The 24,861-nt window shown below is 72.3% G+C and carries 20 protein-coding genes; 4 read left to right on the forward strand and 16 right to left on the reverse strand.

Going from position 1 to position 24,861, the window contains the following annotated elements; all coding sequences use genetic code 11:
- Positions 1–30: 30 nt before the first annotated feature.
- The 3 genes from ACSTA4_RS29085 to ACSTA4_RS29095 form a co-directional block, all read right to left on the reverse strand.
- Positions 31–1,407, reverse strand: a complete 1,377-nt coding sequence (locus ACSTA4_RS29085; RefSeq protein ID WP_444961858.1) for an NDP-hexose 2,3-dehydratase family protein — start codon at positions 1,405–1,407, stop codon at positions 31–33.
- Positions 1,404–2,516, reverse strand: coding sequence for a DegT/DnrJ/EryC1/StrS family aminotransferase (locus ACSTA4_RS29090; RefSeq protein WP_444961859.1), 1,113 nt, complete (start codon positions 2,514–2,516; stop codon positions 1,404–1,406). Before ACSTA4_RS29090 ends, ACSTA4_RS29085 begins: the two co-directional genes overlap by 4 nt.
- 193 nt (positions 2,517–2,709) lie before the next feature.
- Positions 2,710–3,363, reverse strand: coding sequence for an LmbU family transcriptional regulator (locus tag ACSTA4_RS29095; protein WP_444961860.1), 654 nt, complete (start codon positions 3,361–3,363; stop codon positions 2,710–2,712).
- Positions 3,364–4,012: 649 nt separating this feature from the next.
- Here ACSTA4_RS29095 and ACSTA4_RS29100 point away from each other — a divergent pair.
- Positions 4,013–5,302 (forward strand): activator-dependent family glycosyltransferase, encoded by a 1,290-nt coding sequence (locus ACSTA4_RS29100; RefSeq protein ID WP_444961861.1) that lies wholly within the window; start codon positions 4,013–4,015, stop codon positions 5,300–5,302.
- On the opposite strand, the gene ACSTA4_RS29105 is transcribed toward ACSTA4_RS29100, so the two are convergent.
- From ACSTA4_RS29105 to ACSTA4_RS29115, 3 genes are all read right to left on the reverse strand, one after another.
- The gene (locus ACSTA4_RS29105; RefSeq protein ID WP_444961862.1) at positions 5,289–6,515 is read right to left on the reverse strand and encodes a methyltransferase domain-containing protein; all 1,227 of its coding nucleotides are present in this window, start codon (positions 6,513–6,515) and stop codon (positions 5,289–5,291) included. The two genes, ACSTA4_RS29100 and ACSTA4_RS29105, sit on opposite strands and share 14 nt — an antisense overlap.
- 97 nt (positions 6,516–6,612) lie before the next feature.
- The gene (locus tag ACSTA4_RS29110) at positions 6,613–7,596 is read right to left on the reverse strand and encodes an NAD-dependent epimerase/dehydratase family protein (RefSeq protein WP_444961863.1); all 984 of its coding nucleotides are present in this window, start codon (positions 7,594–7,596) and stop codon (positions 6,613–6,615) included.
- A gap of 4 nt (positions 7,597–7,600) precedes the next feature.
- Positions 7,601–8,953 (reverse strand): nucleotide sugar dehydrogenase, encoded by a 1,353-nt coding sequence (locus ACSTA4_RS29115; protein WP_444961864.1) that lies wholly within the window; start codon positions 8,951–8,953, stop codon positions 7,601–7,603.
- A gap of 418 nt (positions 8,954–9,371) precedes the next feature.
- On the opposite strand from ACSTA4_RS29115, the gene ACSTA4_RS29120 reads away from it, so the two are divergent.
- Positions 9,372–10,631 (forward strand): activator-dependent family glycosyltransferase, encoded by a 1,260-nt coding sequence (locus ACSTA4_RS29120; protein ID WP_444961865.1) that lies wholly within the window; start codon positions 9,372–9,374, stop codon positions 10,629–10,631.
- A gap of 72 nt (positions 10,632–10,703) precedes the next feature.
- Here ACSTA4_RS29120 and ACSTA4_RS29125 read toward each other — a convergent pair whose 3' ends face one another.
- Positions 10,704–11,978, reverse strand: coding sequence for an activator-dependent family glycosyltransferase (locus ACSTA4_RS29125; RefSeq protein ID WP_444961866.1), 1,275 nt, complete (start codon positions 11,976–11,978; stop codon positions 10,704–10,706).
- A gap of 338 nt (positions 11,979–12,316) precedes the next feature.
- On the opposite strand from ACSTA4_RS29125, the gene ACSTA4_RS29130 reads away from it, so the two are divergent.
- Complete coding sequence (locus tag ACSTA4_RS29130) at positions 12,317–13,303, forward strand: aldo/keto reductase (protein WP_444961867.1); 987 nt, start codon at positions 12,317–12,319, stop codon at positions 13,301–13,303.
- A gap of 21 nt (positions 13,304–13,324) precedes the next feature.
- Here ACSTA4_RS29130 and ACSTA4_RS29135 read toward each other — a convergent pair whose 3' ends face one another.
- The 8 genes from ACSTA4_RS29135 to rfbA form a co-directional block, all read right to left on the reverse strand.
- Entirely contained in the window at positions 13,325–13,600 is a 276-nt protein-coding gene (locus ACSTA4_RS29135) for a phosphopantetheine-binding protein (RefSeq protein WP_094805408.1), read from the reverse strand.
- Positions 13,597–15,084 carry an amino acid adenylation domain-containing protein gene (locus ACSTA4_RS29140; RefSeq protein WP_444961868.1) on the reverse strand — a complete coding sequence of 496 codons (1,488 nt, stop codon included), beginning with the start codon at positions 15,082–15,084 and terminating at the stop codon, positions 13,597–13,599. Before ACSTA4_RS29140 ends, ACSTA4_RS29135 begins: the two co-directional genes overlap by 4 nt.
- Positions 15,081–16,226, reverse strand: a complete 1,146-nt coding sequence (locus ACSTA4_RS29145) for an acyl-CoA dehydrogenase family protein (protein ID WP_444961869.1) — start codon at positions 16,224–16,226, stop codon at positions 15,081–15,083. Before ACSTA4_RS29145 ends, ACSTA4_RS29140 begins: the two co-directional genes overlap by 4 nt.
- 15 nt (positions 16,227–16,241) lie before the next feature.
- The gene (locus tag ACSTA4_RS29150) at positions 16,242–17,282 is read right to left on the reverse strand and encodes a ketoacyl-ACP synthase III family protein (RefSeq protein WP_444961870.1); all 1,041 of its coding nucleotides are present in this window, start codon (positions 17,280–17,282) and stop codon (positions 16,242–16,244) included.
- 132 nt (positions 17,283–17,414) lie between these two features.
- Positions 17,415–18,914 carry an aromatic amino acid lyase gene (locus tag ACSTA4_RS29155; protein ID WP_444961871.1) on the reverse strand — a complete coding sequence of 500 codons (1,500 nt, stop codon included), beginning with the start codon at positions 18,912–18,914 and terminating at the stop codon, positions 17,415–17,417.
- Positions 18,911–20,023 carry an AMP-binding protein gene (locus ACSTA4_RS29160; RefSeq protein ID WP_444961872.1) on the reverse strand — a complete coding sequence of 371 codons (1,113 nt, stop codon included), beginning with the start codon at positions 20,021–20,023 and terminating at the stop codon, positions 18,911–18,913. Before ACSTA4_RS29160 ends, ACSTA4_RS29155 begins: the two co-directional genes overlap by 4 nt.
- A gap of 113 nt (positions 20,024–20,136) precedes the next feature.
- Positions 20,137–21,129 (reverse strand): dTDP-glucose 4,6-dehydratase, encoded by a 993-nt coding sequence (gene rfbB / locus ACSTA4_RS29165; protein WP_358418941.1) that lies wholly within the window; start codon positions 21,127–21,129, stop codon positions 20,137–20,139.
- A complete protein-coding gene (gene rfbA / locus ACSTA4_RS29170; protein ID WP_444961873.1) occupies positions 21,126–22,022 on the reverse strand; it encodes a glucose-1-phosphate thymidylyltransferase RfbA in 897 nt (298 codons plus the stop codon). The genes rfbB and rfbA overlap by 4 nt, the downstream gene beginning before the upstream one ends.
- 334 nt (positions 22,023–22,356) lie before the next feature.
- Between rfbA and ACSTA4_RS29175 the strand changes: the two genes are divergently transcribed.
- Positions 22,357–23,565 carry a nucleotide disphospho-sugar-binding domain-containing protein gene (locus tag ACSTA4_RS29175; protein WP_444961874.1) on the forward strand — a complete coding sequence of 403 codons (1,209 nt, stop codon included), beginning with the start codon at positions 22,357–22,359 and terminating at the stop codon, positions 23,563–23,565.
- A 22-nt stretch (positions 23,566–23,587) separates the two neighbouring features.
- Here the strand turns inward: ACSTA4_RS29175 and ACSTA4_RS29180 are convergent, their stop codons facing one another.
- Positions 23,588–24,838 carry an activator-dependent family glycosyltransferase gene (locus ACSTA4_RS29180; RefSeq protein ID WP_444961875.1) on the reverse strand — a complete coding sequence of 417 codons (1,251 nt, stop codon included), beginning with the start codon at positions 24,836–24,838 and terminating at the stop codon, positions 23,588–23,590.
- Positions 24,839–24,861: the final 23 nt, after the last annotated feature.

Consider the following 24,861-nt stretch of genomic DNA (forward strand, 5'->3'; position numbering starts at 1 on the left):
CGGTCGGGCCGGGCGGGGCGCGCCCCGCCCTCAGCCCAGGGTGTGCAGGCAGACGAGGAGGGTCCTCGCCTCGATGTTGAGGTAGTGGCCGTGCCGGACCAGCTCCATGAGCTGGGCGACGGTGACCCAGAGGAAGTCCGGGGGGACCTCCGCGGGCGTGTCCGGGTCGGCTTCGACGATCCGGTACCTGGTCTGGGCGTGGTGGAAGCGCCCGCCCTCCTCCGAGAGCAGGGCGTCGTAACGCACGCGGTGGGCCGGCGGCGACTCCGCCTGGGCGGCGAAGGGCTCCGGGCGGCCCAGGGCCTCCGCCGAGGCCGAGTACTGCACCGTCGGGGTGATCTCGACGCGGTCGAGGGTCCCCGGTTCGGCGCGTGCCCGGACCAGGACGTGGAGCAAGCCTCCGATCTCGCGCACCAGGAAGGCGGCGAACCCGTGCCTCTCGGGGGCGAGCAGGGGCTGCGTCCAGGACGCGACCTCGCGGATGCGCGCCGAGACCGAGACCATGATGATCCGGAACCCGGGGCCGCCGGAGATCTCGTCCCCGGTCCTGCGCCACCCCTCGGCCCGGGGCAGCGGCAGCAGCTCGGAGCGCCAGTCCACGACCGTCTTGGCCTCGGTGAACCAGCTGACCACACCGGTCATCGGGTGCAGCGCGCCGTCCCCGTAGGAGCGCGCGAGCGCCCGCCCGAAGGGGTCCGCGGGCTCCGGCCCCTCCCCGCGGGTCACGGGCAGGCAGGACAGCACCGTGCGGGCGTCCATGTTGACGAGGTTGTCCCGGCGCAGCATCCCGTGGATCTGCCGGAGCGTGAACCACCGGTAGTCCTCGTGCTCGGGGACGTCCTCGTCGGGACCCACCTCGACGACGATGTTGCGGTTGTGCTTGCGCCAGAACCACTCGCCCTGCTCGGACTGGAGCACGTCCACCAGGACCCGGCCGCGGCGCGGAGCGCGGAAGTACTCCACGTAGGGGGTGGCCCGGCCTCCGTGGACCCCCGTGTAGTTGCTGCGCGTGGCCTGCACGGTGGGCGAGACCTGGCGGAGGTTGACGTTGCCGGGCTCGAACTTGGCCTGCATCAGGAAGTGGGGCACCCCGTCGAACTCCTTGACCAGGATGCCCAGGATGCCGATCTCCGGCTGGTCGATGACCGGCTGGTGGACCACCGCCCCGCCGGAGGCCACGCGCAGCCCCCGGACGGAGAAGAAGCCGCCGCTCTCGTGGACGAGGTCCCCGGTCCCGGCGGAGAAGGACCAGCTGCGCGTGTGGTCGAAGCCGACCCGCTCGACGGAGAGCAGTTCGTGCCGGGGCCTGCTCTCCCACCACCGGGCGAACTCGGCGTCGGACACCAGCGGTACCGCCCGGTCCGACGCCGAGAGCGCGAACCGGGCTCCGTCCCCGGAACCGGTCACAGCCTGGCCAGGGTCTTGGTCAGGGCCTCGATGATCCGGTCCTGCTCCTGTCGGGGCAGCGAGGGGTACATCGGCAGAGAGAAGATCTCGTGGGCCAGCTTCTCGGTCACCGGCAGGCTCCCGGTCTCGTAGCCCAGGTGGGCGAAGCCCGACATCGTGTGGACGGGCCACGGGTAGCTGACGTTGAGCGCGACGTCGTGGGCCTTCATCTCCTCGATGATCCGGTCCCGCTCGGGGTGGCGGACCACGTAGAGGTAGTAGGCGTGCTCGTTCCCGGGCGCCGTCGCGGGCAGGACCAGCCCGGTGTCGGCGAGCGCCTCGTCGTAGGCGCGGGCCACCGCCCTGCGGCCCTCGATGTACTCGTCCAGACGGCCGAGCTTGCGGCGCAGGATCTCCGCGTGGACCTCGTCGAGCCTGCTGTTCTGCCCGTTCGGCGTGACGACGTAGTAGCGCTCCTGGTCCATGCCGTAGTAGCGCAGGCGCCGGAGGGAGGCGTCGACCTCCGGGTCGTTGGTGATCGTCGCGCCCGCGTGGCCGTAGGCGCCGAGGATCTTCGTCGGGTAGAAGGAGAAGGCGGCGGCGTGGCCCATGGAGCCCGCCACGCGCCCGTGGTGGGTGGCTCCGTGCGCCTGGGCGCAGTCCTCCAGGAGGACCAGGCCGTGCTCGTCGGCCAGCGCCTCCAGCGGGGCCATGTCCACGCACTGCCCGTACAGGTGGACCGGCAGGATGCAGCGCGTGCGCTCGGTGATCGCCGCGGCGACCTGGTCCACGCGCATGAGGTAGGTGTCCGGGTCGATGTCGACGAAGACCGGGTGCGCCCCCACCAGGTCGATGGCCAGGACCGTGGGCGCGGCCGTGTTCGACACGGTGATGACCTCGTCGCCCTCACCGACGCCCAGGGCGCGCAGGGCGAGCACGATGGCGTTGGTGCCGTTGTCGACGCCCGCGCAGTGCGCCACGCCGTGGTAGCGGGCGAACTCCTCCTCGAAGGCCACCAGGGAGGGGCCCCAGATCAGCTTCCCCGACTTGAACACCGTGTCCACGGCGTCGAGGATGTCCTCCCTTTCCTTCTCGTACTCCTCCAGGTAACCCCAGACATAGGTCGTCATGTGTTCCTCCGTTTTCAGGTCGCCAGTGGCCGAAAGAAACGGGCGCCCGGATCGTGTCAGCAAGGGTTTCCCCGCGCGGCGACCACCCGGCTCCGCACCGGTTTCCGGCGCGCCGGGAGAATCGCCGGCGAGGGTTTCCCCGCGGGGGGAGTCAAAATACACGGCGGGTCCGCAACGGACCCGGGATCTCGGCTCAGCCGACCTCAATCATTTTCTTGGCAGCCATGTCCAGGGCCTTGGAAGCCCACTCCGGGAAACTCATACCAGAACTCTCGGCGGCTTCCTGCCATTGCCTCTTCCGCTCCGGGTTAATGGCCACCTGAACGTATATGGTCTCCCGTGCGGGGTCCACTCCCCGGGCCTTGAGGCGGATGCGGCGGCGGAGCTCGTTGCGGGACCAGCGGCCCGCCTCGGCCTCGGCCAGCCAGCGCTCCTGCTCCTCCTCCGGGAGGCCGCACACCTCGGCGTGGTGCTGGAAGCTCAGCTTCTCGCGGCGCCGGGCTGGGACGAACTTCCTGGCCACCCAGGCGTAGTTGCGCAGGGTCTGGTAGTCGAGGGAGGTCTTCTCGATCGCGCGCTTGTACCGCTGGGGGTAGTTCTCCTGGCCGTAGATGAGCCAGTCCCCGAGCCACCAGGCGGACGCGTCGGAGATGACGAAGATGTGCTGTCCCCAGCGCTCCCAGTCGACAATGGCCATGCCGTCGGGCAGGTGGAGGCTCGTTCTGCGGGTGGGGTTGCCCGAGGCGCCCCGCCGACCGCCCGAGTCCGCGGCGGACCGGCTCCGTCTGGCTTCGGGGACCTTCGCCTGGGGGCTGGCGTGGCTGTCCGGATTCATCACTGCTTCCATGTGGGTCCCCTTATCGACCTTCCTGGGAGGGCAAGAGAACTCAGCGCTCGGACCAGGATCAGTCGTCTTGTAAGACAAGGTGGTCTGATATCGGTAAGAGGGCTCACGGCGCATGTTCGCGGGCTGTGCGGACAAGGGTCCGGGCACACGTCAACACCGGGTTCATGGGAGCACACGTGAAAAAGGGGAACGGCCGACAGAAGTCGATCCTCAACCCCTCAGCGCAGATATGCGGTGAGCACAGAACGGACACAGTCTTCAAACTGGTTTAAAGAGGTCAAGAAATCAACTGGAGCCTGAAGACCCTCCCTGGCCGATGCCGCAGCGAAACCGGTCGTGGATAACCGGCGATAACCCGTCCGTCAACATGGCCGGTATCGGTCAACGCCGTTCGTAAAGCAGCGTATGAGATAGCTGAGCGTACAGGCAACCCCCTGAATATTAAGCACTTTGCGCTAGGCGGCGCACACGGTAAGTCGCGCAGATGGGACGCCAAACCGCATCCCGACCCCGACGACACGCGGCCCGAACGGCCATCACTCTCAGCGACGGACCCCGGACGCAAGGGGGAAGGTCATGTGAGAAAAGGTTTTACTAATTCATTCGAAACCTTCGCCCTAGCATTTCTGACAGATAGCGAGGATCTCCGGTGCGTATCTTGTTCGCAACGTTCTCCGAGAAGACCCACTTCATCGGGATGACCCCCCTGGCGTGGGCGCTGCGCGCCGCCGGGCACGAGGTGCGCGTCGCCAGCCAGCCCGAGCTCGCGCCGACGGTGGCCGCGACCGGGCTGCCGTTCGTCGCCGCGGGGTCGGACCACGTGCTCCCCCAGGTGATCGCCTGGGTCGGGCGCATGGCGCGGGACATGCGCCCCGACTTCGACATGATGCGCGTGGCGGCTCCGGAGGTCCCCTCCGGGGAGGAGCTGCGGGCCGCCTACCGCGACGTGCTGGTGCCGCTGTGGTGGAAGGTCGTCAACGACCCGATGCTGGAGGACCTGGTCGCCCTCTGCCGCGAGTGGCGCCCCGACCTGGTCGTGTGGGAACCCATCACCTTCTCCGCGGCGATCGCCGCAGAGGCGTGCGGCGCGGCGCACGTGCGCTTCCTGTGGAGCCTGGACCTGTTCGCCGCGATGCGCGAACAGTACCTGCGCCACATGGAACGACAGCCCCCGCAGGAGAGGGACGACCCCCTCGCCGCATGGCTGGGCGACCGCGCGGCCCGCCACGGCGTCGACTTCTCCGAAACCCTCGTCCGAGGCCAGGCCACCCTGGACTACCTGCCCGCCTCCCTGGGCGTGCCCGCCCCCACCGGCACCCACCGCCTGCCCATCCGCTACGTGCCCTACAACGGACGCGCCGTCGTCCCCCACTGGCTGCGCACACCCCCCACCCGCCCCCGCGTCTGCCTCAGCCTCGGCACGACGGCCACCCAGCGCCTGGGCGGCTACACGGTCGACGTCGCGACCCTCCTGGAGGGCCTGGCCGACCTGGACGTGGAGGTCGTGGCCACCCTGCCGGCCAGCGAACAGCACAAGCTGGGCGCCGTCCCCGACAACGCCCGCCTGGTCGAGTACGTCCCCCTGCACGCCCTGACCCCCACCTGCGCCGCGATGATCACCCACGGCGGGGCGGGCACCGTGATGTCCGGCCTGGTGCACGGGGTGCCGCAGTCGGCCGTGCCGCACCACATGTACGACGAGCCCCTGCTGGCCTCACTGGTGGCCGCGCAGGGCTCGGGAGTGGTCGTGGACCCCGCCCGGGTCACCCCGGAGGCCGTCCGGGAGAGCACCCGGCGCCTGCTGGAGGACCCCTCCCACGCCGAGGCGGCGCGGCGCCTGCGCGGGGAGGTGGACGCCATGCCCTCCCCCGCCGAGGTCGCGCGCCGGCTGACGCGGGCCGCGGGGGAGGGCGGGCGGGTGGACCTCACACGGTTGTGACGTCCGGGACGTAGTGGATCCAGCGTCCCCCGGCCTCGCGGAACCCCTCCTCCTTGGCCATGATCTCCTCGGCGTGGTTCCAGGCCAGCAGGAGGGCGCGGTCGGGGTAGGAGGCCGTGAACGCTCCGTGGTCGCGCACCGGCACGTGGGAGCCCGGCGTCAGGCGCCCCTGCTTGGCAGGCGTGGTGTCGCAGACGAACTCCAGCAGGTCGGGGCCGATCCCGCAGAAGTTGAGCACGGTCGCGCTCTTGGCGGTGGCGCCGTAGCCCACCACGCGCAGGCCCCGGTCGCGCAGCGAGCGCAGTTCCTCCACGAGCCGGTCGCAGTTGCCCCGCACCCGGTCCGCGAAGGAGGCCAGCGACTCCGGGGAGGTCAGCTCCCGCTTCCTCTCCTCCTCCAGGATCGCCTCCACGGCGGGGGAGGCGGCCCGGGAGCCCTCGCGCGCCAGGGTGTAGCGCAGCTCGCCCCCGTGCGTGGGCAGGCGCTCGACGTCGACCAGCTCCAGGCCGAACCTGCGCGCCATGTTGCGCACGGAGGAGGCGGTGAACAGGAAGAAGTGCTCGTCGTAGAACTGGTCGAAGGACGCCTTCTCGCTCACGTCACCGAAGTAGGGGTCCTCGAAGACGAACACGCCCCCGGGGGACAGCAGCTCCCCGATCCCCTCCAGCACCGAGTCCACGTAGGGGATGTGGCAGAAGGTGTTGGCCGCGTAGACGACGTCGGCGGGCCCGTCCCCGGCCCGGATCTCCAGGGCCGTCGTCTTCTCGAAGAAGGCGTTGCGCACGCGCACGCCCTTGCCGCGGGCGACCTCGGCCACGGCTCCGGAGGGCTCCATCCCGAGGTGGCGCACGCCCGCGCGGGCCACCGTCTCCAGCATGACGCCGTCGTTGCACCCCAGCTCGACCACGAAGGGGTCGGAGCCGGTCAGGTGCTCCGCGAGGAGCTTCTCGGCGGTCGCCTCGAAGTGGGAGCGCATCACGGTGGAGCCCGAGGAGTAGTACGGGTACCCCTCGTGGAACATGCGTTCCCGGGGCACCTCCTCCATCAACTGCACCATCTGGCAGTCCGGGCAGAGCCCGACCGCGAGCCGGTAGAAGAACTCCTCGCTCGTGTCGTCGGGCGCACGGAAGGCGTCGGACAGCGGCTGGCGGCCGAAGTCCATGAACTGGGTGACCGTTCCTTCGCAGACACGGCACGTGGTGGTGGGGACCAACCTCAACTCCTCGGCTTCTCACGGACGTCGTCGGACGGGCGCGCCGGAGTCGGCGGCCCGGGGCGGGCGGGGCGGTGGCGCACCGGCCGCGGCGGGGTCAGCCGGTGGTGTTCTCCGGCTGTTCGAGCCACCAGGGGTTCTCCTCGGCCCACTCGATGGTCCGGGCGACCCCCTCCCGCAGCGGGGTGGTGCTCTTCCAGCCCAGGAGCGAGCGGATCTTCCCCGCGTCGGGGATGCGCCGGTCCAGGTCCTGGTAGGAGTGCCCGAACCTGTCGCGCGTGTCGATCGAGGTCGGGACGACCTTGCCGCCGGTCATCTCCACGATCAGGTCCACGGCCTCGCGGATGGTGACCTCGTCCGAGCTGCCGACGTTGAAGCACTCGCCGTCCGCCTCCGGACGGGTGCCGATCTCGACCGTCGCCTCGACGGCGTCGTCGATGTAGGTGAAGCTGCGGGTCTGGCCGCCCTCGTCGTAGACGACGGGGGGCTCGCCGCGCAGGGCGCGGTGCAGGCTGCGGCTGACGAGGAAGGCGGGGCGCTGGCGCGGCCCGTAGAGGTTGAAGTAGCGGACGATGGAGGCGTTGAGCCCCCGGCCCATGTAGCCGAACGTCAGGTGCTCGGCCAGGGCCTTGCTGGAGGAGTAACTCCACCGGCTCGCCGAGGTCGTGCCGAGCACCCGGTCGGCGTCCTCCTTCCAGGGGACGTCGGGGTTCTTGCCGAACACCTCGCTGGTGCTGGCGAAGACCACCTTGGCCCCGGCGCGCTCGGCCAGGTCCAGGACGTTGCGCGTCCCCGTGAAGTTGACGTCGATGACCTCCATCGGGGACTCCAGGTACCGGTCCACCCCCACCACGGCGGCGAGGTGGTAGACCACGTCCACGCCCCCGCGGACCGCCTTGGCGAGCTGTTCGGAGGAGCTGACGCTGCCCCGGACGTACTCGACCTCCTTCCATGAGGGGGCGGGCGCGGGCCGGGCCCCCCTCGTGTCGAAGACCACGACCTCGTCGCCCCTGGCGAGGAGCCGGTCCACGAGGTGGCTTCCGACGAAGCCGTTCCCTCCGGTCACTACGGCGCGTGCCACGTGTCTACCGTCCGATCCCTCGGTAGGTGAAACCGAGCCCCGTCAGGGACTCGACGGTCTGGTCGTCGAAGTGGGCCCTGCCGTCCAGGAGGAGACACTCCCGCGCCGTGAGGCGGCGCAGGGCCGCCATGTCCAGTGCGGCGAACTCGTCGTGCCAGGCGAGCACGGCGAGGCAGTGGGCCCCGGTCGCGGCCGCCTCCGCCGAGGGGGAGGGCTCCAGGCCGAACGCCTTGCGGACCTCGTCCGGATCGGCGAGCGGGTCGAACACCGCCACGTCGGCCCCGGCGTCGCGCAGCGCCGCGACCACGGGCAGGGTCGGCGTGGACCTCAGGTCGCCGGTGTTGTTCTTGAAGGACAGCCCGATCACGGCCACGCGGGCCCGCTCGGCGGGGGTCCCCAGCGCGTCCAGCCCCTCGGTGACGAGCCCCGCGACGTAGCCGGGCATCGCGTCGTTGGCGCCGCGGGCCGAGACGACGGTTCCCAGGTGCACGCCCCTGTCCCGGGCGGAGCGCCACAGCATCCAGGGGTCCTTGGTCAGGCAGGAGCCTCCGACCCCGACCCCCGGGGAGAGGACGTTGATGGTGCCTCCGCCCTTGGGCACCTCGTTGGTGGCGGCGATGACCTCCATCGCGTCCACCCCGATCGACGAGCAGAAGCGGGCCAGTTCGTTGGCCAGGGCGATGTTGTGGTCGATCCACCAGTTGTTGAGGAGCTTGACCGTCTCGGCGGCCTCCATGGAGGAGCAGACGACGGTCCGCACGCCGAGCCGGGACTCCCAGAACCTCGCGGCGGCGGCCCCGCTCTCCGCGTTCCACCCGCCGACCACCACGGGCAGCTCCCGGATCTCCGCCAGGGCGTTGCCCTGGGACAGCCGCTCGGGGCAGAAGGCCAGCCCGAAGTCCTCGCCGCACCTCAGCCCGCCGCTCTCCAGCAGGGGGACGACGAGATCGCGGGTCGTGCCCGGGGGGACCGTGCTCTTGAAGACGAGGAGCTGCCCGCGGCGCAGGTGTCGGCCCGCCTCGGCGGCCGCGCTCCTGATCTGGGTCTCGACGAGGGTGCCGTCCTCCCGGACCGGCGTGCCGACCGCGACGACGACCACGTCCGCCGAGGAGATCGCGGAGTAGTCGGTCGTGGCGCGCAGGCTCCCGGTGCCCCGCCCCCGGGCCACCAGTTCGGGCAGCCCGGGCTCCTTGAGGTGGCAGCGGCCCGCCTCCATCTCCTCGACCGGGTGGGCGTCCACGTCCACGCCCACGACGTTCACCCCGTTGGACGCGAGGCTGGCGGCCACGCACGACCCCACGTACCCCAGGCCGACGACCGAGACGGTGATCTCCTCCCGGTCCAGCAGGAAACGCATACGATCTCCATTCGACTCTCAGCCCGGCGCTACAGGGAAAACAGGTCCGGAGGGACCTTGACGGGAAAATGCGGGTTCCGCACCCGGCCATTCACCTGGCCCGGAGGCCGGATTCTCCCACTCTTTCTTCACTACTTCCCGTGGCCAGCGGCGCACGGGGCAACATCGAGGGAATCATCGTCGGAATCGGAACAGCCAGCTTCTCTACAATCCCCTTTGTCGAAGACAGATAAAGCACCGGCCGGATCGGCTGGGCAATGATATCCGCGCGGAAGCGGCTCTTGGCAAACCCGGTTGCGCGGTGATTGGACCGCCCGCCGGAAAGGTAACAGGCCCGCCACCGGAGGCGGCGGAACGGGGAGCGCCCCGGTTCCGTCCCGGTGCGCGGGACCGCACACGAAGGACGGAGGCGACGGCCGTGCGCGTGCTGATCGCGACGCAGGCGGAGCGGACCCACTTCCTGGGGCTGGTGCCCCTGGCGTGGGCGCTGCGCGCCGCCGGGCACGAGGTCCGGGTGGCCAGCCAGCCCGAACTGGAAGCGGTGGTCGCCGGGACGGGCCTGCCCTTCTCCCCCGTGGGCAGGGACCACCTCCTGCGCCGGGTCATGCGGCAGTACCACGCGATGACCGGCGGGGAGGACGACGACTTCGACATGGCCGAGGACCGTGACGAGGTCCTGACCTGGGACTACCTCCTGGAGGGCTACCGCCTGACCGTGCAGTGGTGGTGGCGGATGGTCAACGACCCCATGGTCGACGACCTGGTCGCCCTCTGCCGCGAGTGGCGCCCCGACCTGGTCGTGTGGGAGCCCATCACCTTCTCCGGGGCGATCGCCGCCGAGGCCTGCGGGGCCGCGCACGTGCGCTACCTGTGGGGGGCCGACATCTTCGCCCGCACCCGCGCGCGCTTCCTGGCGCGGATGGGCGAGCAGCCCGACTCCCAGCGCGAAGACCCCCTCGCCCAGTGGCTGGGGGCCAGAGCCGCCCGGCACGGCGTGGACTTCTCCGAGACCCTGGTCCACGGCCAGGCCACCATCGAACAGGTGCCCGCCCCCCTCAGGGTGGACACGCCCCCGCACCTGGACTACCTGCCCGTGCGCTACGTGCCCTACAACGGACGCGCCGTCGTACCCCACTGGCTGCGCACACCCCCCGACCGACCCCGGATCGGCCTCAGCCTCGGGACCAGCGCGAACGAGTGGTACGGCGGTCACCGGGTCTCCGCCGGGGAGATCCTGGAGGGGCTGGCCGAGCTGGACGTGGAGGTCGTGGCCACCCTGCCCGCCAGCGAACAGGCCAAGCTCGGCGCCGTTCCCGGAAACGCGCGCCTGGTCGAGTACGTGCCCCTGCACGCCCTGGCACCCACCTGCGCCGCCATGGTCACCCACGGCGGCCCCGGCACCGTCCTGACCGGTCTGGCCCACGGAGTCCCCCAACTCCTGTCACCCAATGCGCACATGTTCGACACGGTCCTGCTGTCCGGGCTGGTGGAGGCGGCCGGGGCGGGCAGGGTCGTGGACCCCGACCGCCTGGACGCCGAAACCGTCACCGAGGGCGTACGCACCCTCCTGGAGGACCCCCGCCACACGAAGGCCGCCCACGCCCTGCGCGAACGTATGGACGCCATGCCCGCCCCCGCCGACCTCGCCCACACCCTCACCGGCCTCGCCCGCACCTGAGCACGGACCGCGGGAGGAGCACTCAGGCACCGCCGCCACGGGCCGCCGTTGTCCCGCTGGCGGGACCGTCCCTCAGACGGGAGCGCCCAGTTCCTCCAGGACGCGGGGCAGGCCGCGCACCGCCTCCGCCGGCGAGGGCATGGCGGCCATCTCCCCGCTCAGGCGCCGCGCCGCCTCGACGTGGGAGGGGTCCTCCAGCAGGCGCCGGGTCGCGTCGCGGACGCTGTCGGCCCCCGCCTCACCCGACCGCACCACCAGCCCGGCCCCCTCCCGCTCCACCAGCCGCGCGAGCAGGGGGGCGTCGAGGCGGGGGCCGGGCACGAGAAGCTGGGGAACACCGTGGGAGAGCCCGGAGCACAGGGTCCCCGGCCCCGCGTGGGTGATCATGACGTCGCAGGTGGGGGCCAGGACGTGCAGGGGGGCGTACCCCACCAGCCGCACGTTGTCCGGGACCGCGCCGAGTGCGGCCTCCTCCTCGGGGGGCAGGGTCGCGACCACCTCCACGTCCAGTTCACCGAGGCCGCGCATCACCTCGGCCAGGGAGAACGTGTGCCCGCCGAACCACTCGGTCGTGCTGCTCCCCACGCTGAGGCAGACGCGGGGGCGGGTGGGGGGTGTGCGCAGCCAGTGGGGGACGACGGCGCGTCCGTTGTAGGGCACGTAGCGGATGGGCAGGCGGTGGGCGCCGGTGGGGGCGGGCACGCCCAGGGAGGCGGGCAGGTAGTCCAGGGTGGCCTGGCCTCGGACGAGGGTTTCGGAGAAGTCGACGCCGTGGCGGGCCGCGCGGTCGCCCAGCCATGCGGCGAGGGGGTCGTCCCTCTCCTGCGGGGGCTGTCCTTCCATGTGGCGCAGGTACTGTTCGCGCATCGCGGCGAACAGGTCCAGGCTCCACAGGAAGCGCACGTGCGCCGCGCCGCACGCCTCCGCCGCGACGGGGGCCGCGAACGTCGTCGCCTCCCACACGACCAGGTCGGGGCGCCACTCGCGGCAGAAGGCGACCAGGTCCTCCAGCATCGGGTCGTTCACCATGCGCCACCACCAGGCCGCGGTGTCGCGCACGCCCCAGCGCATCTCGTCCCAGGACAGGTCGCCGGGCCAGCTCTCCCCCACGTCGAACAGCCCCGGGGCCTCGCCCTCGCCCCACTGCGTCACCAGTTCGAACCGCTCGCGCAGCAGGTGGTCCCGCCCGACCGGGACGGCGGGCAGGCCCGCGCGCCTCAGGAACCCCGCCAGGTCGGGCTGGCTGGCGACGCGCACCTCGTGCCCAGCGGCGCGCAGCGCCCACGCCAGGGACACCATGCCGATGAAGTGCGTCTTCTCCGCGTAGGAGGCGAGTAGTACACGCAAGGGGTCATCTCCCAGATGGAAGGCGGAACCCGCTTCCGGGGCCGGGGCGGGCGCCGCGCGGCTCGGCGGCGGAGGAGGGGGCCCTCGGCCGCGTCGGGTTCACGGGGCCCGGGATACGGTGCCATTCGTCCGCCGGGAGCGGGTCGGTCCCGGCCCGAATCCGCCGGACCGGAGCATACCGGCGCGGCCTTTCCCCGGAACGTGGAAGCCTTCCCCCGACGGCCTTTCCTGCTCCGGAGAAGTGTCGGCCTGCCCGTGGGCCTCTGTAGCGGATGACAGCTCCGTCCGACCCCGAGTCCCGTTTTCTCCGCGAGAGACACCATGAAACAGGGGAGAGAATGCAGTACACACGCCTTGGCCGGACCGCTCTGGAGGTCAGCCGGCTCTGCCTGGGAACGCTGAATTTCGGCGTGAACACCCCGAGGGACGAGAGTTTCGCGATGATGGACAGGGCCCTCTCCCACGGCGTCAACTTCTTCGACACCGCCAACCACTACGGATGGCAGGTCCACAAGGGCATGACCGAGGAACTCATCGGCGAGTGGTTCGGCAGGGGCGGCGGACGCCGCGAGCGCTCCATCGTGGCCACCAAGGTCTTCAACCCGATGAGCGACTGGCCCAACGACCGCGGCCTGTCGGCCCGCCACATCATCGCCTCGTGCGAGGGGTCCCTGCGGCGGCTGGGCACCGACTGGATCGACCTCTTCCAGATGCACCACGTGGACCGCAACGCGCCGTGGGAGGAGGTCTGGCAGGCGATGGAGATCCTGGTCCACCAGGGCAAGGTCCGCTACGTCGGCTCCTCCAACTTCGCGGGCTGGCACCTGGCGGCGGCGCAGGAGGCCGCCAACCGCAGGAACTTCCTCGGCCTGGTCTCCGAGCAGTGCGCCTACAACCTGGTGACGCGCCACGTGGAGCTGGAGGTGCTCCCCGCGGCGCAGGCGTACGGCATCGGGGTCCTGACCTGGTCGCCCCTGCACGGCGGCCTGCTCGGCGGCGCCATCCGCAAGCTGCGCGAGGGCACCGCGGTCAAGACGGTCAAGAGCCGGGCGATGCAGGCGCTGGAGGAGCGGCGCGAGACGATCGCCGCCTACGAGGACCTGTGCGACGAGATCGGCAGGGACCCCGCCGAACTGTCCATCGCCTGGGTCCTGTCACGCCCGGAGGTGCACTCGACGATCGTCGGGCCGCGCACCCTGGAGCAGTTCGACGGGGCGCTGCGGGCCCTGGAGACGGGGCTCGGCGACGGGGCCGGCGAGCGGATCGACGCCCTGTTCCCCCCGGTCGGCAAGGGCGGCCCCGCCCCCGAGGCGTGGTCCTGGTGACCCCGGGAGGACCGGGGCCGCTCAGGCCTCCCCGGTCCTCCCGGCGCACAGCATCGCCGCGATGCTGCGGACGTCGGTGAACGCGCGGGGATCGATCCTCTCGGCCCGGATCGGCACGCCGAGGCCGGTGTGGATGTGGTTCATCAGGACGGCGGTGTTGAGGGAGGTGAGCACGCCCCACTCCCGCAGCGGCGAGTCCTCGGTCAGCTCGCCGTGGGGGTCGCCGTCCAGGAACCGGTCGCGGACGAAGAGCAGGAGGAGCTCCCGCACCTCCTGCTCGCTGGCGTCCTTCGTCACGTGTTCTCCCTCCGCTCCGGAGCACGCGCCCACCGGGCGAGCTCCAGTCTGTCGGTCTTGCCGTTGGGTGTGCGCGGCAGCGCCTCGGTGAAGCGCACCGCGTCCGGGATCATGTAGGCGGGCAGGTGCCGCGAGGCGTGGCGCTTGAGCCCCAGCACTCCCAGCCGGGCGCCCCTCCTCAGGACGGCGAACGCCGTGATGGCCGCCGTGACCCCGCTCCCGGTCACCACGACGGCCGCCTCCTCGACGTCCGGGCTGCGCTCCAGCGCCGCCTCCACCGCCCCCGGCTCGACGCGGTACCCGCGGACCTTGGCCATGTGGTCGCGGCGCCCCAGGAACTCGAACACGCCGTCCTCGCGCACGCGCGCCAGGTCGCCCGTGGCGTAGGGGCCCTCCACGGGCGGCGCCCCCCAGTAGCCGAGCATCACCGTGGGGCCGTCCACCACCAGTTCCCCGGCCTCGCCCGGAGCCGCGGGCCCGCCCGTGTCGGCGCGCACCCAGACGCGGTTGCCCGCGGTGGCCCGGCCGATGGGCAGCGGCCCCCCGTCCTCCAGGTCGGCGGGCACCACCTCGTGGAAGGTGCACGCGTTGGTCTCGGTGGGTCCGTACAGGTTGAGCAGCCGTGCGGGGCTCCACTCCGCCAGGCGCCGGGCGTACTCCGGGGGGAGCGCCTCCCCGGCGAAGAGCACGGCGCGCAGGGCTGGAGGCGGGGGCCGGTCGGCGAGGCCGCCGTCGCGGAGCATCAGCACCAGCGCCGAGGGCACGGAGTACCAGACGGTCACGCCCTCGCCGTGGACGAGGTCCACGAGCAGGTCGGGCGCGAAGGAGTACCCCTCGGGGATCAGCGTGACCGACGCCCCCGCGCTGAAGGCGGTGTACAGGTCCAGGACCGACAGGTCGAAGGTGAGCGAGGCGTGGTTGGCGAAGCGGTCCCCCGGCCCCGCGTCCAGTTCCCCGCGGGCCCACTCCACGAAGGCCAGGGCTCCCGCGTGGCTCACCGTCACGCCCTTGGGCCTGCCGGTGGACCCCGAGGTGTAGAGCACGTAGGCGGGCGCGTCCGCGGGCGCGGTGTATGCGGGGACCGGCCCGCTCCGCGCCGGAGGGGCGTCGATGTCGAGGAACGCCGTGTCCGCGCCGAGGCGTCCGCGCAACCGCTCCAGGTCCGCCGCGGCGGCGCAGACCACACGCGGCCGGCAGTCCTCGGCGATCCGCAGGACGTGGTCCGGCGGCATGGCGCCGCTGGCCGGAACGTGGACGGCCCCCGTCCGGAGCACCGCCTGGGACGCGGCGACGGCGCGCAGGCCCTTCTCCGCCCAGACCAGGACGCGTTCGCCGGGGCCCGCGCCCAGCGCCGCCAGGTCGGCGGCCATGGCGTCGGCCTCCGCGTCCAGCTCCGCGTAGGTCCGCTCCCGGCCCCCGCAGCGCAGCGCGGTGCGCTCGGGCGCCTCGCGCGCGGAGCGGCGGACCAGGTCCTGGAGGTTCACAGGCCCTCCCCCCGGGCGATGATCTCGCGCTGGATCTCGCTCGTGCCCGAGACGAGGGTGCCGGGCAGGGCGTCGCGCAGCCGCTGCTCGACCCCCGTGGCGACGAGGTAGCCGGAGGAGCCGAAGAGCTGGACGGCGTCGAGCCCGTTGGCCACGGCCGCCTCGGTGACCGCGACCTTGGCCAGGGCGACGGCGGTGTCGGCCTCCGGCCTGGCCCGGTCGAGCAGCCAGCAGGCGCGGTAGAGCAGGAGGCGGGCGCCCTCCAGCCGCTGGCGCATCGCGGCCACCCGGTGCGAGACCGCCTGGAACTCGCTGATCGGCCGCCCGAACTGCCTGCGGCCGCGCGCGTGTGCCGCGACCCGGCCCATCTGGTCCTCCATGGAGCCCAGGTAGATCGCCGGGAGGCAGGCCCGCTCCCAGGCCATGGAGAACTGGAAGACCGCGTTCCCCTGCCCCTCGGCGCCCAGCCTGAGCGAGGCGGGCACGCGGCAGCCGGAGAAGGTCACCGGCGCCGCCGCGCAGGCGTGCAGTCCCGCCTTGCGCAGTGTCGGACCGACGGTGACCCCGGCCGTGCCGCGCGGCACGGCGAACGCGGTGACGCCGAAGAAGCCCGCCGACGGGTCGGTGACCGCGTAGGCGACCAGGACGTCGGCCTCGGCGGCGTTGCTCACGAAGGACTTGGTCCCGTCGAGCACGTAGCCCCCGTCGTCCGGCCGGGCCGTGGTCGCCATGGCGTTGACGTCGGAGCCCGCCCCCTCCTCGGTCGCGGCGTTGCCCGCGACCAGTTCCCCACCGGCCATGCCCCGGAGCAGGTCGGTGACCTCCGGGCCGCGGCCGAACTCGCGCATGGGGACGCCGCAGGCCAGCAGGTGGGCGGCCACCGCGAAGGGCAGCCCGGCGTCGGGGCAGGCCGAACCGAGGGCTTCCAGGGCGAGGGCGGTGTCGAGCGCGCCGAGCCCTCCGCCGCCCACGGAGGTGGGCAGGCACGCGCCGGTCAGTCCGGCCTCGGCCGCGGTCCGCCACTCCTCGCGGGTCAGCGGCTGATCGTGTTCGCGGGGCGGGGCCCCGCCGAGGCGGTCCCGGACGAGCGCGGCGACGCGCTCGCCCCTCTCCCGCTGCTCGGGGGTCGGGTCGAAGTCCACGGTGTCCCTTCCGTCTCAGGAGCCGGACGGGGGTTCGGCGATCCTCACCACGGCGCAGGAGACCGTCATCCCCGAGCCGAGTCCGCCCAGGATGACGTGGTCCCCCGGCCCGACCTCGCCCTCGTCCATGAGGTGGCGCAGGCCGATGAAGGGGTCGGCCGCGCCGATGTGCCCGATGGTGCGGCCGTGTTCCCACGTGGAGCGTTCCATCGGCAGGCCGAGGACCTCCATCCAGCGGTGCTCCACCGCCTCGGGGCCCAGGTTGCCGAAGGCCGCCCGGGAGACGTCCCCGAAGCCCACCCCGGCCTCGGCCAGGGTCCGGCCCACCAGCAGCATCATCTTCTTCTGGAGGGTGAACCAGGCGATGTTCACCTCCGGGTCCAGCTCGCCCTTCCGGGCGTGGTCGCGGGCCCTGGCGCGGAAGTCGAGGAGCGAGCCGGTGGTGGCCGCGGGCGGGAAGTCCGGTTCGCCCGAGCGGTGGTGCTGCTCCAGTTCGGGGACGACCATCGACCCCACCGCGAGCACCCGCGCGGGTCCGGGGCGCCGGCCGAGGAGGACGGAGCAGGCGCCGTCGCCCAGCACGAAGGCGCCCGACCGCCACCGGTCGACGCCCGGGGTGCCGAAGTTGTCCGCGGCGACGAGGAGCGCCGTGGCGTCCTCGGGCGCCTCCCTCAGGTGGGGGACGCACAGCTCCATGGCGGTGAACAGGGCGTTGCACCCCTGGCGCACCTCGGCGGCGATGACGTCGCCGCGGACCAGGTGGTGCTGGAGGTGGTACTGGGGGAACCAGCCGTCCGGGCCCTGGTGCCAGGTGTCGGCGTACAGCAGGACGCGCACGTCGTCCGGGCTGGCCCCGGCCCGTTCGAAGGCCTCGCGGGCGCTGCGCAGCGCCATCTCCGGCGCGGGCAGGTCGTCGGCCACGGCGGCGCCGACCATGTCGTGCACGGCGGCCTCATCCGCCGTCGTGAGGCCCCGTTCGACCGCGGACCGCACGCTCACGCGGGCCTCGGGCAGGTACACGCCGAGGCCGCGGATCCATAGTTCTGGCGTCTTCAAGGGGAACCCTTCCTGTCCGGTCGCGGCGGGCTGCCGGGGCCCGCCCGGATGCGCGCCCGGTCGGCGGCGCGCCCCCGGACCGGGGCGCGGGACGAAGGTAGCGAAGGGCCGGGGCGCCCGCCCCGGCCTCCGTCACAGCTCCGGCAGGGGCCACCGGTCGGCTCTGCGGGCGGCCTCCGCGGCCAGGGCGTCGCGCACGGCCCGCACCTCGGCGGCCAGGGGGCGGTCGCGGTCCAGCGGCGGGCTGAGCTCGGCGACCCGGGCCCACGGCCCCGCCTCCTCGGACCGGCCCGAGAGCGCGGCGAGCTGCGCCAGGCCCACGCCGAGCGAACCGACGACGAGCCAGGCCAGCTCGACCGCCTGGGCCAGGGAGTTGGCGCCGTTCAGCGCCATCGGCACGTGGTCCTGGTTGCCGTTGTTGCAGGGCAGGGCGGTGAGGCTGGCGGGCGTCACGAGCTGGCGGATGCGCGAGACGAACGAGGTGGCGCTCACCTGGACCCCGGCCAGACCGCTACCCGCGCCGGGACGGGGGGTGAGCATGGGGGGCAGGCCCCCGTTGGTCTCCGAGGCGCAGAGCAGGGAGAGCTGCCGGTCGGCCAGGTAGGCGACCTGCTGGAGGGCCAGGCCGATCTGGTCCGAGCACAGCCCCACCGGCATCGCGTGGAAGTTGCCCCCGTGCAGGACCTCGTCACCGTGGCTGACCGGGTTGTCGGTGGTCCCGACCGCCTCGCGCAGCAGGATGCGTGAGGCCGCGGAGAGCTGGTCCAGGACCGCGCCCAGCACCTGCGGCGCGCACCGCAGGCTGTAGGGCTCCTGGAGGGGCCGCGAGGGCGCGCGCTCGGCGCCGGCGGGCAGGTCGGACCTGATCCAGGCCGCGACCGCGGCCTGGCCCGCCTGGCCCCGGGCCTCGGAGACACCGTGCGCGTACGCCTGGGGGTTGGCCCCCAGCAGGTCCGCCATCCGCGCCGTCATCATCGCCGAGGCGCGCACGACGTCCTCGACCTGCTGGTGGTTGTGCAGGGTCACCGCGAGGCTGACCCCGCTGCCGTTGACGAAGGAGAGGGCCTCGCGGGCGCTCCAGCGCACGGGGGCGGCGCCCAGGCGGGCGAGGGCCTCGTCGGCGGGCACCCGGGACCACCGGCCGGGGCCGTCGGACACCCACGCCTCCCCCTGACCGGCGAAGGCCAGGGCGGCGCTGGCCAGGGGCTGGAGGTCGCCGCTCGCGCTGACGGTGCCCTCCCGCGGGATGACGGGTGTGAAGCCCCGGTTCCACAGGCCGACGAGCTCCTGCCAGAAGTCGACCGAGACCGCCGAGTAGCCCCGGCGCATGCTGGTGAGGCGCAGCGCGACCACGAGCCTGCTGACCTCGGGCGGGAGCGGCTCGCCCTGGGCGCTGCCGAGGTGGGAGATGAGCCCCTCCCCCTGCTCGCCCGCGGACTCCGCCGCGGGGAAGGCCACGAGCGGGCCGAAGCCGCGCGTGACTCCGTAGACGTCGGCGCCCCCGGCCAGGTGCTTGGCCATGGTCGTGGCACTGGCGCGCATGCGCGAGAGGTCCTCCTCGGTCCATCCGATGCGTGCGTCCGGCTCGGCATGGCGGAGGACCTCGGCCAGGCTGCTCGGCGTAAGCGTCAACTGTCCACTCCTTCGGGGCGGGCGCGCGTCGGCTGCACGCGCCGTAGTTTGCCTGTCTCGGAGCGGTCGATCCGCTCCACCGCGCACACCCTGCGGGGGCGGTACGCGATCTGGTCCAGGGCCCGCGCCATCTCGTCGGTGCCCGGGACGCCGTTCTCCCCCGGTACGACCAGCAGGTCGAAGTGCTCCCCCGTCAGGGGGTCGCGCACCGGGACGCAGGCGAGGTCCTCGCATTCCAGGGCGCCGGACAGGGTCTCCTCCATGGCGTCCAGGTCCAGGCGGCGGCCGTTGACGTTGACCAGCCGGGTCCTGCGCCCGGCGAAGCCGAAACCGCGCTCCCCCACGCGGACCACGTGGTCGTCCATGCGGCACTCGGGGCCCGCCGTCCCGTCCTGGGGGCGGGCCAGACGGGGGCTGCGCACCACCAGGGGCGCCTCCGCCGCCGGGTCGGCGGGCCCGTCGCCGAACTCGACGTCGGGGAAGAGGCGCCACGGCGGGTCGTCCGGGCCCCACACCCGGTGGGCGACGCCACCGGTCTCCGTGGACCCGAAGACCTCCACCAGGCTCGCCCGGTCCCCCAGCCCGGCCATCAGGTCGACCGCGCTCTGCGGCAGGACGGCCGTGCTGTGCACGAAGGCCAGGTGCTCGGCGGAGGCGAGCCACTCCCGGCGCTGCCGCAGGATGCGGAAGGTCCAGGGGATGGCCATCACCGCCCAGCGGCGGCCGTGCACCGGCGGGAGCGGCGCGAACTGGGAGACGTACCAGACCGGCACGCCCAGGTAGGCGGGCACCAGCACGCTGGCGAGCATGCCGTAGACGTGCCGGGGCGGGGCGAAGGACAGGACCGCCTCCGGGCGGTGGCCGACCACCAGGTCGGCGAGCAGGCGGGCCTCGTCCATGAGCTGCTCACGGGTGCGGAACCAGGACCGCGGCCGCCCCGTGCTCCCCGAGGTGAAGAACTCCGTCTCGGGCGGGAGGAGTTCGGCGAACAGCCGGTCGACCGGTTCGTCCGCCTCGTCCCAGCGCACCGTCCACGGGCGCTCGGTGAGTTCGGGGGCCCGGGGCAGCTTCGCCATGAGGTCGCCGGGGGTCAGCTCGTCAACCGCCACGTGAGTCCTGATCCGATCGTGGTCGTGTCCCGGACCGGGCCGGGAGCTGTGCGGATGGGGCGCGCCCGCGAGCCCGTGTCCCGCCGGCGGGACGCGGCCCGGGGCGGGGCCCGTCAGTCGTCCTGCTGGGGGAGGCGCTTCTTCAGCGGCTCCCACCAAGCGCGGTTCTCCGTGTACCAGGCGACGGTGCGGGCCAGCCCCTCCTCGAAGGAGACGGAGGGTCGGTACCCGAGCCTGGTCTCGGCCTTGGAGCCGTCCACGGAGTAGCGGCGGTCGTGGCCCTTGCGGTCGGCCACGAAGCGGACCATCGAGCCGTCGTGGCCGAGCAGTTCCAGGAGCGCCTCGGTGACCTCCAGGTTCCGCTTCCCGACCGAGCCGCCGATGTTGTAGACCTCCCCGGGCTCGCCGTGCTCGGCCGCCAGGGCGAGGGCGTCGCAGTGGTCGTCCACGTGGACCCACTCCCGGACGTTGCCGCCGTCCCCGTAGAGGGGGACCGGGACGCCGTCCAGGAGGTTCGTCACGAAGAGGGGGATCATCTTCTCGGGGAACTGGAAGGGCCCGTAGTTGTTGGCGCAGCGGGTGACGCAGACGCGCATCCCGTAGGTCCGGTGGAAGGACCGCGCCAGCAGGTCCGAGGCGCTCTTGGAGGCCGAGTAGGGGGAGTTCGGCTCCAGGGGGTCGGTCTCGACCCAGGACCCCGTGCTGAGGGTTCCGTAGACCTCGTCGGTGGAGACGAGGACGAAGTTCTCCACGCCCTCGTTGAGCGCGCTGTCCAGCAGGTGGAACGTGCCCAGGACGTTGGTGCGCACGAAGCACCCCGCGTCGGAGATGGAGCGGTCGACGTGGGTCTCGGCGGCGCAGTGGACCACGGTCGAGACCCCGCGCATGAGGCCGCGGACGAGCTGCTCGTCGCAGACGTCCCCCTGGACGAACGTCATCCGGGGGTGGTCGGCGACGGAGGCGAGGCTCTCCGTGGTGCCCGCGTAGGTCAGTTTGTCCAGGACCACGACCTCGGCGTCCGCGAAGCGCGGATAAACGCCTGCGAGCACGCGCCTGACGAAGTTCGAACCGATGAATCCGGCTCCACCGGTGACCAGGATCTTCATACGCCCGCACCCTGCCATACCCCGGCCGCCCGGCGGGCGGCCTCCATGACGTACTCGCCGTAGGGCGAATTCTGCATTTCCTCCCCGAGGCGATAGCACTCATCGGCCCCGATGAAGCCCATGCGCAATGCGATCTCCTCAAGACAGGCGACTCGGACTCCGGATTCCCGGGCCATGGTGGACACGTACCGGCCTCCCTCCAGCAGGGATTCCTCCGTGCCGAGGTCGAGCCACGTTATCTCGTTCCCCATGGTCACGAGTTCGGCTCTTCCCATTTCCAGATAGGCGCGGTTGACATCGGTTATCTCAAGCTCTCCGCGCCCGGAGGGCTCGATCCGCTCAGCGATGTCTACCACGTCCTGGTCATAGAAATAAAGCCCGGTCACCGCGTAGTCCGACTCCGGCTCGGAGGGCTTCTCCACCAGGGAGGTGAACCTGCCCTTTTCGCCGAAGCCCGCCACGGCGTAATGCCGGGGGTCGCCCACCTTGCACCCGAACAGCGTGCAGCCGGAAGTGGAGGCGGCGGCCCTGCCGAGGAGGCCCGGAAACCCTTCGCCGTGGAATATGTTGTCGCCCAGCACCAGGGCGCTGCGGGTTCCGCGAATGTGCTCCCTCCCGATGAGGAGCGCCTCGGCTATACCCCTTGGCTCCTTCTGGACCGCGTATTCGATCTCTATTCCCAGATGGCTTCCGTCACCCAGGGCCTGCTGGATGAGGGGGAGGCTCTCTGCGTTCGATATCACCATGATCTCCCGGATACCGGCCATCATGAGCACGGAAACCGGATAGTAGAACATCGGCTTGTCATAAACCGGGAAAAGGTGCTTGGAGACGCTTCGCGTGGTGGGGAATAGGCGGCTCCCAGTACCGCCTGCCAGCACAATACCTTTCATGGTGACTCCCAACGGTGGCCGAACATCGATATTGCTGGGCAAGCACACCACGGATGCGCCGTGGTGCTTTGGTCAGCGGCCTGGACCCGGCACTCGGTGCTAGGCTCTCCGAACCTCTCCCGAAGGAATCCTCACAACAGTACCGTCACGCTGCCTCGGGAGAGGAGAACAGCCCGGAGTGCAGCACCCGCAATGAACATGCCGCGGGCCGGACTTGTCAAGGATCGGTGTCGGATTTCACTCCTCGGGCCATCGGGTCATCGAAATCTCGGAAGTGGGGAACACGTTGCGAATCGTCGTCGCGGCTTACGCGGACAAAGCTTATTTCTTTAGCATGGTGCCGACGGCGTGGGCACTGCGCGCCGCCGGGCACGAGGTCCGGATCGCCACCCAGCCCTCCATGACCGACGCCGCGGCGGAGACGGGCCTGACCGTGGTCCCGGTCGGCGGCGACCACACCCTGGCCGAGGTGCTGGCCCACGCCCGCGAGCAGCAGGGCGAGTCGATCTTCGACCTGGCCGAGGAGCGGCCGCGGATGCTGGTGCCGGAGAAACTGCACCACGCCTACGAGGAGTACGTCACCTGGTGGTGGAAGCTCGTCAACGAGCCGATGGAGCGGGACCTGGTCGCCTTCTGCCGCGAGTGGCGCCCCGACCTCGTGTTGTGGGAGCCCAACACCTACTCCGCGGCGATCGCCGCGGAGGCGTGCGGCGCCGCGCACGGGCGGTTCCTGTGGAGCGTGGACCTCTTCGCGCGCATGCGGCGCCTGTACCTGGGGGCCGCCGACGCCACGCCCGGACCCGACCCGCTCAGGAGCTGGCTGGAGGAGAGCGCCGCCCGGTACGGGGTGGAGTTCTCCGAGGACCTCGTCCTCGGCCAGTTCTCCGTCCACCAGCTCCCGGAGGCGCTGCGGTCGCGCGAACTGGAGAGGACGGGCACCCACCTGAGCGTGCGCCCGGTCCCCTACGCCGGGAGCGCCGTCCTGCCCCCGTGGGCGCGGGCCGGGTCCGAGCGGCGGCGCGTCCTGGTGGACTGGGGGTCCTGGAGCAGGACGGCCGAGGGCGCCGCCGCCCTGGTGGACGTCATCGACGCCTGCGCCGAGATCGGCGCCGAGGCCGTCGTCCTCTCCCCCGCCTCCCGCCGGGACTCCCTGCCCGCGCTGCCCGAGGACGTGGTGGTGACCGACTCGGGGGCGGCCCACATGCTCATGGGCTCCGGCTCGCTGATCGTCCACGGAGGCGGCTTCGACGTGTGCTGCAACGCCGTGGTCGAGGGGCTGCCGCAGCTCGTCGTGCTCAACACCGAGCAGTTCGACGCCGCTCCGCTCTCGCGGGCGCTCCGGGAGCGCGGGGCCGCGCGCGTACTGGCGGTGGAGGAGGTCCTCACCCGGGGCGTGGACGACCTCCTCACGGAGCTCCTGGACAGCGGGGAGGTACGGGCGGCGGCCGGGCTGGTGCGCGACGAGGCCCTGGCCGTGCCCGCCCCGGACCAGGTGGTGCCGGAGCTGGAGCGCATCGCGGCGGCCCGTGGCGGCGGTGCCTGAGTGCTCCTCCCGCGGTCCGTGCTCAGGTGCGGGCGAGGCCGGTGAGGGTGTGGGCGAGGTCGGCTGGGGTGGGCATGGCGTCCATCCGCTCGCGCAGGGCGTGGGCGGCCTTCGCGTGGCGGGGGTCCTCCAGGAGGGCCCGCACGCCCTCGGTGACGGTTTCGGCGTCCAGGAGATCGGGGTCCACGACCCTGCCCGCCCCGGCCCCCTCCACCAGCCCCGCGAGGACCGGGATGTCGAACATCCGGGCGTTGGGTGACAGGAGTTGGGGGACTCCGTGGGCCAGACCGGTCAGGACGGTGCCGGGGCCGCCGTGGGTGACCATGGCGGCGCAGGTGGGGGCCAGGGCGTGCAGGGGCACGTACTCGACCAGGCGCGCGTTTCCGGGAACGGTGCCGAGCTTGGCCTGTTCGCTGGCGGGCAGGGTGGCCACGACCTCCACGTCCAGGTCGGCCAGACCCTCCAGGAGGGTCGCGACGTCGACCGTGTAGCCGCCCAGGCGCAACGCCGCCGTCGTGCCGAGACTGAGGCCGATCCGGGGGCGGTCGGGGGGTGTGCGCAGCCAGTCGGGGACGACGGCGCGTCCGTTGTAGGGCACGTAGCGCACCGGCAGGTAGTCCAGGTGTGGGGGCGTGTCCACCCTGAGCTGGGCGGGCACCTGCTCGATGGTGGCCTGGCCGTGGACCAGGGCCTCGGAGAAGTCCACGCCGTGCCGGGCGGCTCGGGCCCCCAGCCATTCGGCCAGGGGGTCCTGCCGCTCGGAGGCGGGCTGCTCGGCCATCCGCGCCAGGAAGGTCCGGCGGACCCTGCTGAACAGGTCCACGCTCCACAGGTGGCGCACGTGGGAGGCCCCGCACGCCCGGGCCGCGACGGGGGCCGCGTAGGTGGACGGCTCCCACACGACCAGGTCGGGGCGCCACTGGCGGCAGAGGGCGACCAGGTCGTCGAACATGGGGTCGTTGACCGTCCGCCACCACCAGGTGACCACCCCGCGGTAGCCCTGGAGGAGGTGGTCCCAGGTCAGGACCTCGTCCCGGTCCTCGGCCATGTCGAAGTCCAGGTGCCGGTCCGCCCGGCCGTCCCGGCTGATCCTGGCGAAGTGGTGGTCGCGGCCCACGGCGGTGAAGGGCAGCCCCGCCCCCGCCGCGACGGACTCCAGGTGGGGCTGGCTGGCCACCCGGACCTCGTGGCCCGCGGCGCGCAGCGCCCACGCCAGGGGCACCAGCCCCAGGAAGTGGGTCCGCTCCGCCTGCGTCGCGAACAGCACCCTCATCCCGGCGCCCCCCGCCGGAGGGA

Source organism: Nocardiopsis sp. M1B1 (assembly GCF_052466615.1).

Bases quoted from the DNA above. Each gene is read 5' to 3' on its own strand.
- ACSTA4_RS29090 (WP_444961859.1), bottom strand. From the start codon at position 2,516: ATGACGACCTATGTCTGGGGTTACCTGGAGGAGTACGAGAAGGAAAGG.
- ACSTA4_RS29175 (WP_444961874.1), top strand. From the start codon at position 22,357: ATGGTGCCGACGGCGTGGGCACTGCGCGCCGCCGGGCACGAGGTCCGG.
- ACSTA4_RS29115 (WP_444961864.1), bottom strand. From the start codon at position 8,953: ATGCGTTTCCTGCTGGACCGGGAGGAGATCACCGTCTCGGTCGTCGGC.
- ACSTA4_RS29130 (WP_444961867.1), top strand. From the start codon at position 12,317: ATGCAGTACACACGCCTTGGCCGGACCGCTCTGGAGGTCAGCCGGCTC.
- ACSTA4_RS29180 (WP_444961875.1), bottom strand. From the start codon at position 24,838: ATGAGGGTGCTGTTCGCGACGCAGGCGGAGCGGACCCACTTCCTGGGG.
- rfbA (WP_444961873.1), bottom strand. From the start codon at position 22,022: ATGAAAGGTATTGTGCTGGCAGGCGGTACTGGGAGCCGCCTATTCCCC.
- rfbB (WP_358418941.1), bottom strand. From the start codon at position 21,129: ATGAAGATCCTGGTCACCGGTGGAGCCGGATTCATCGGTTCGAACTTC.
- ACSTA4_RS29095 (WP_444961860.1), bottom strand. From the start codon at position 3,363: ATGGAAGCAGTGATGAATCCGGACAGCCACGCCAGCCCCCAGGCGAAG.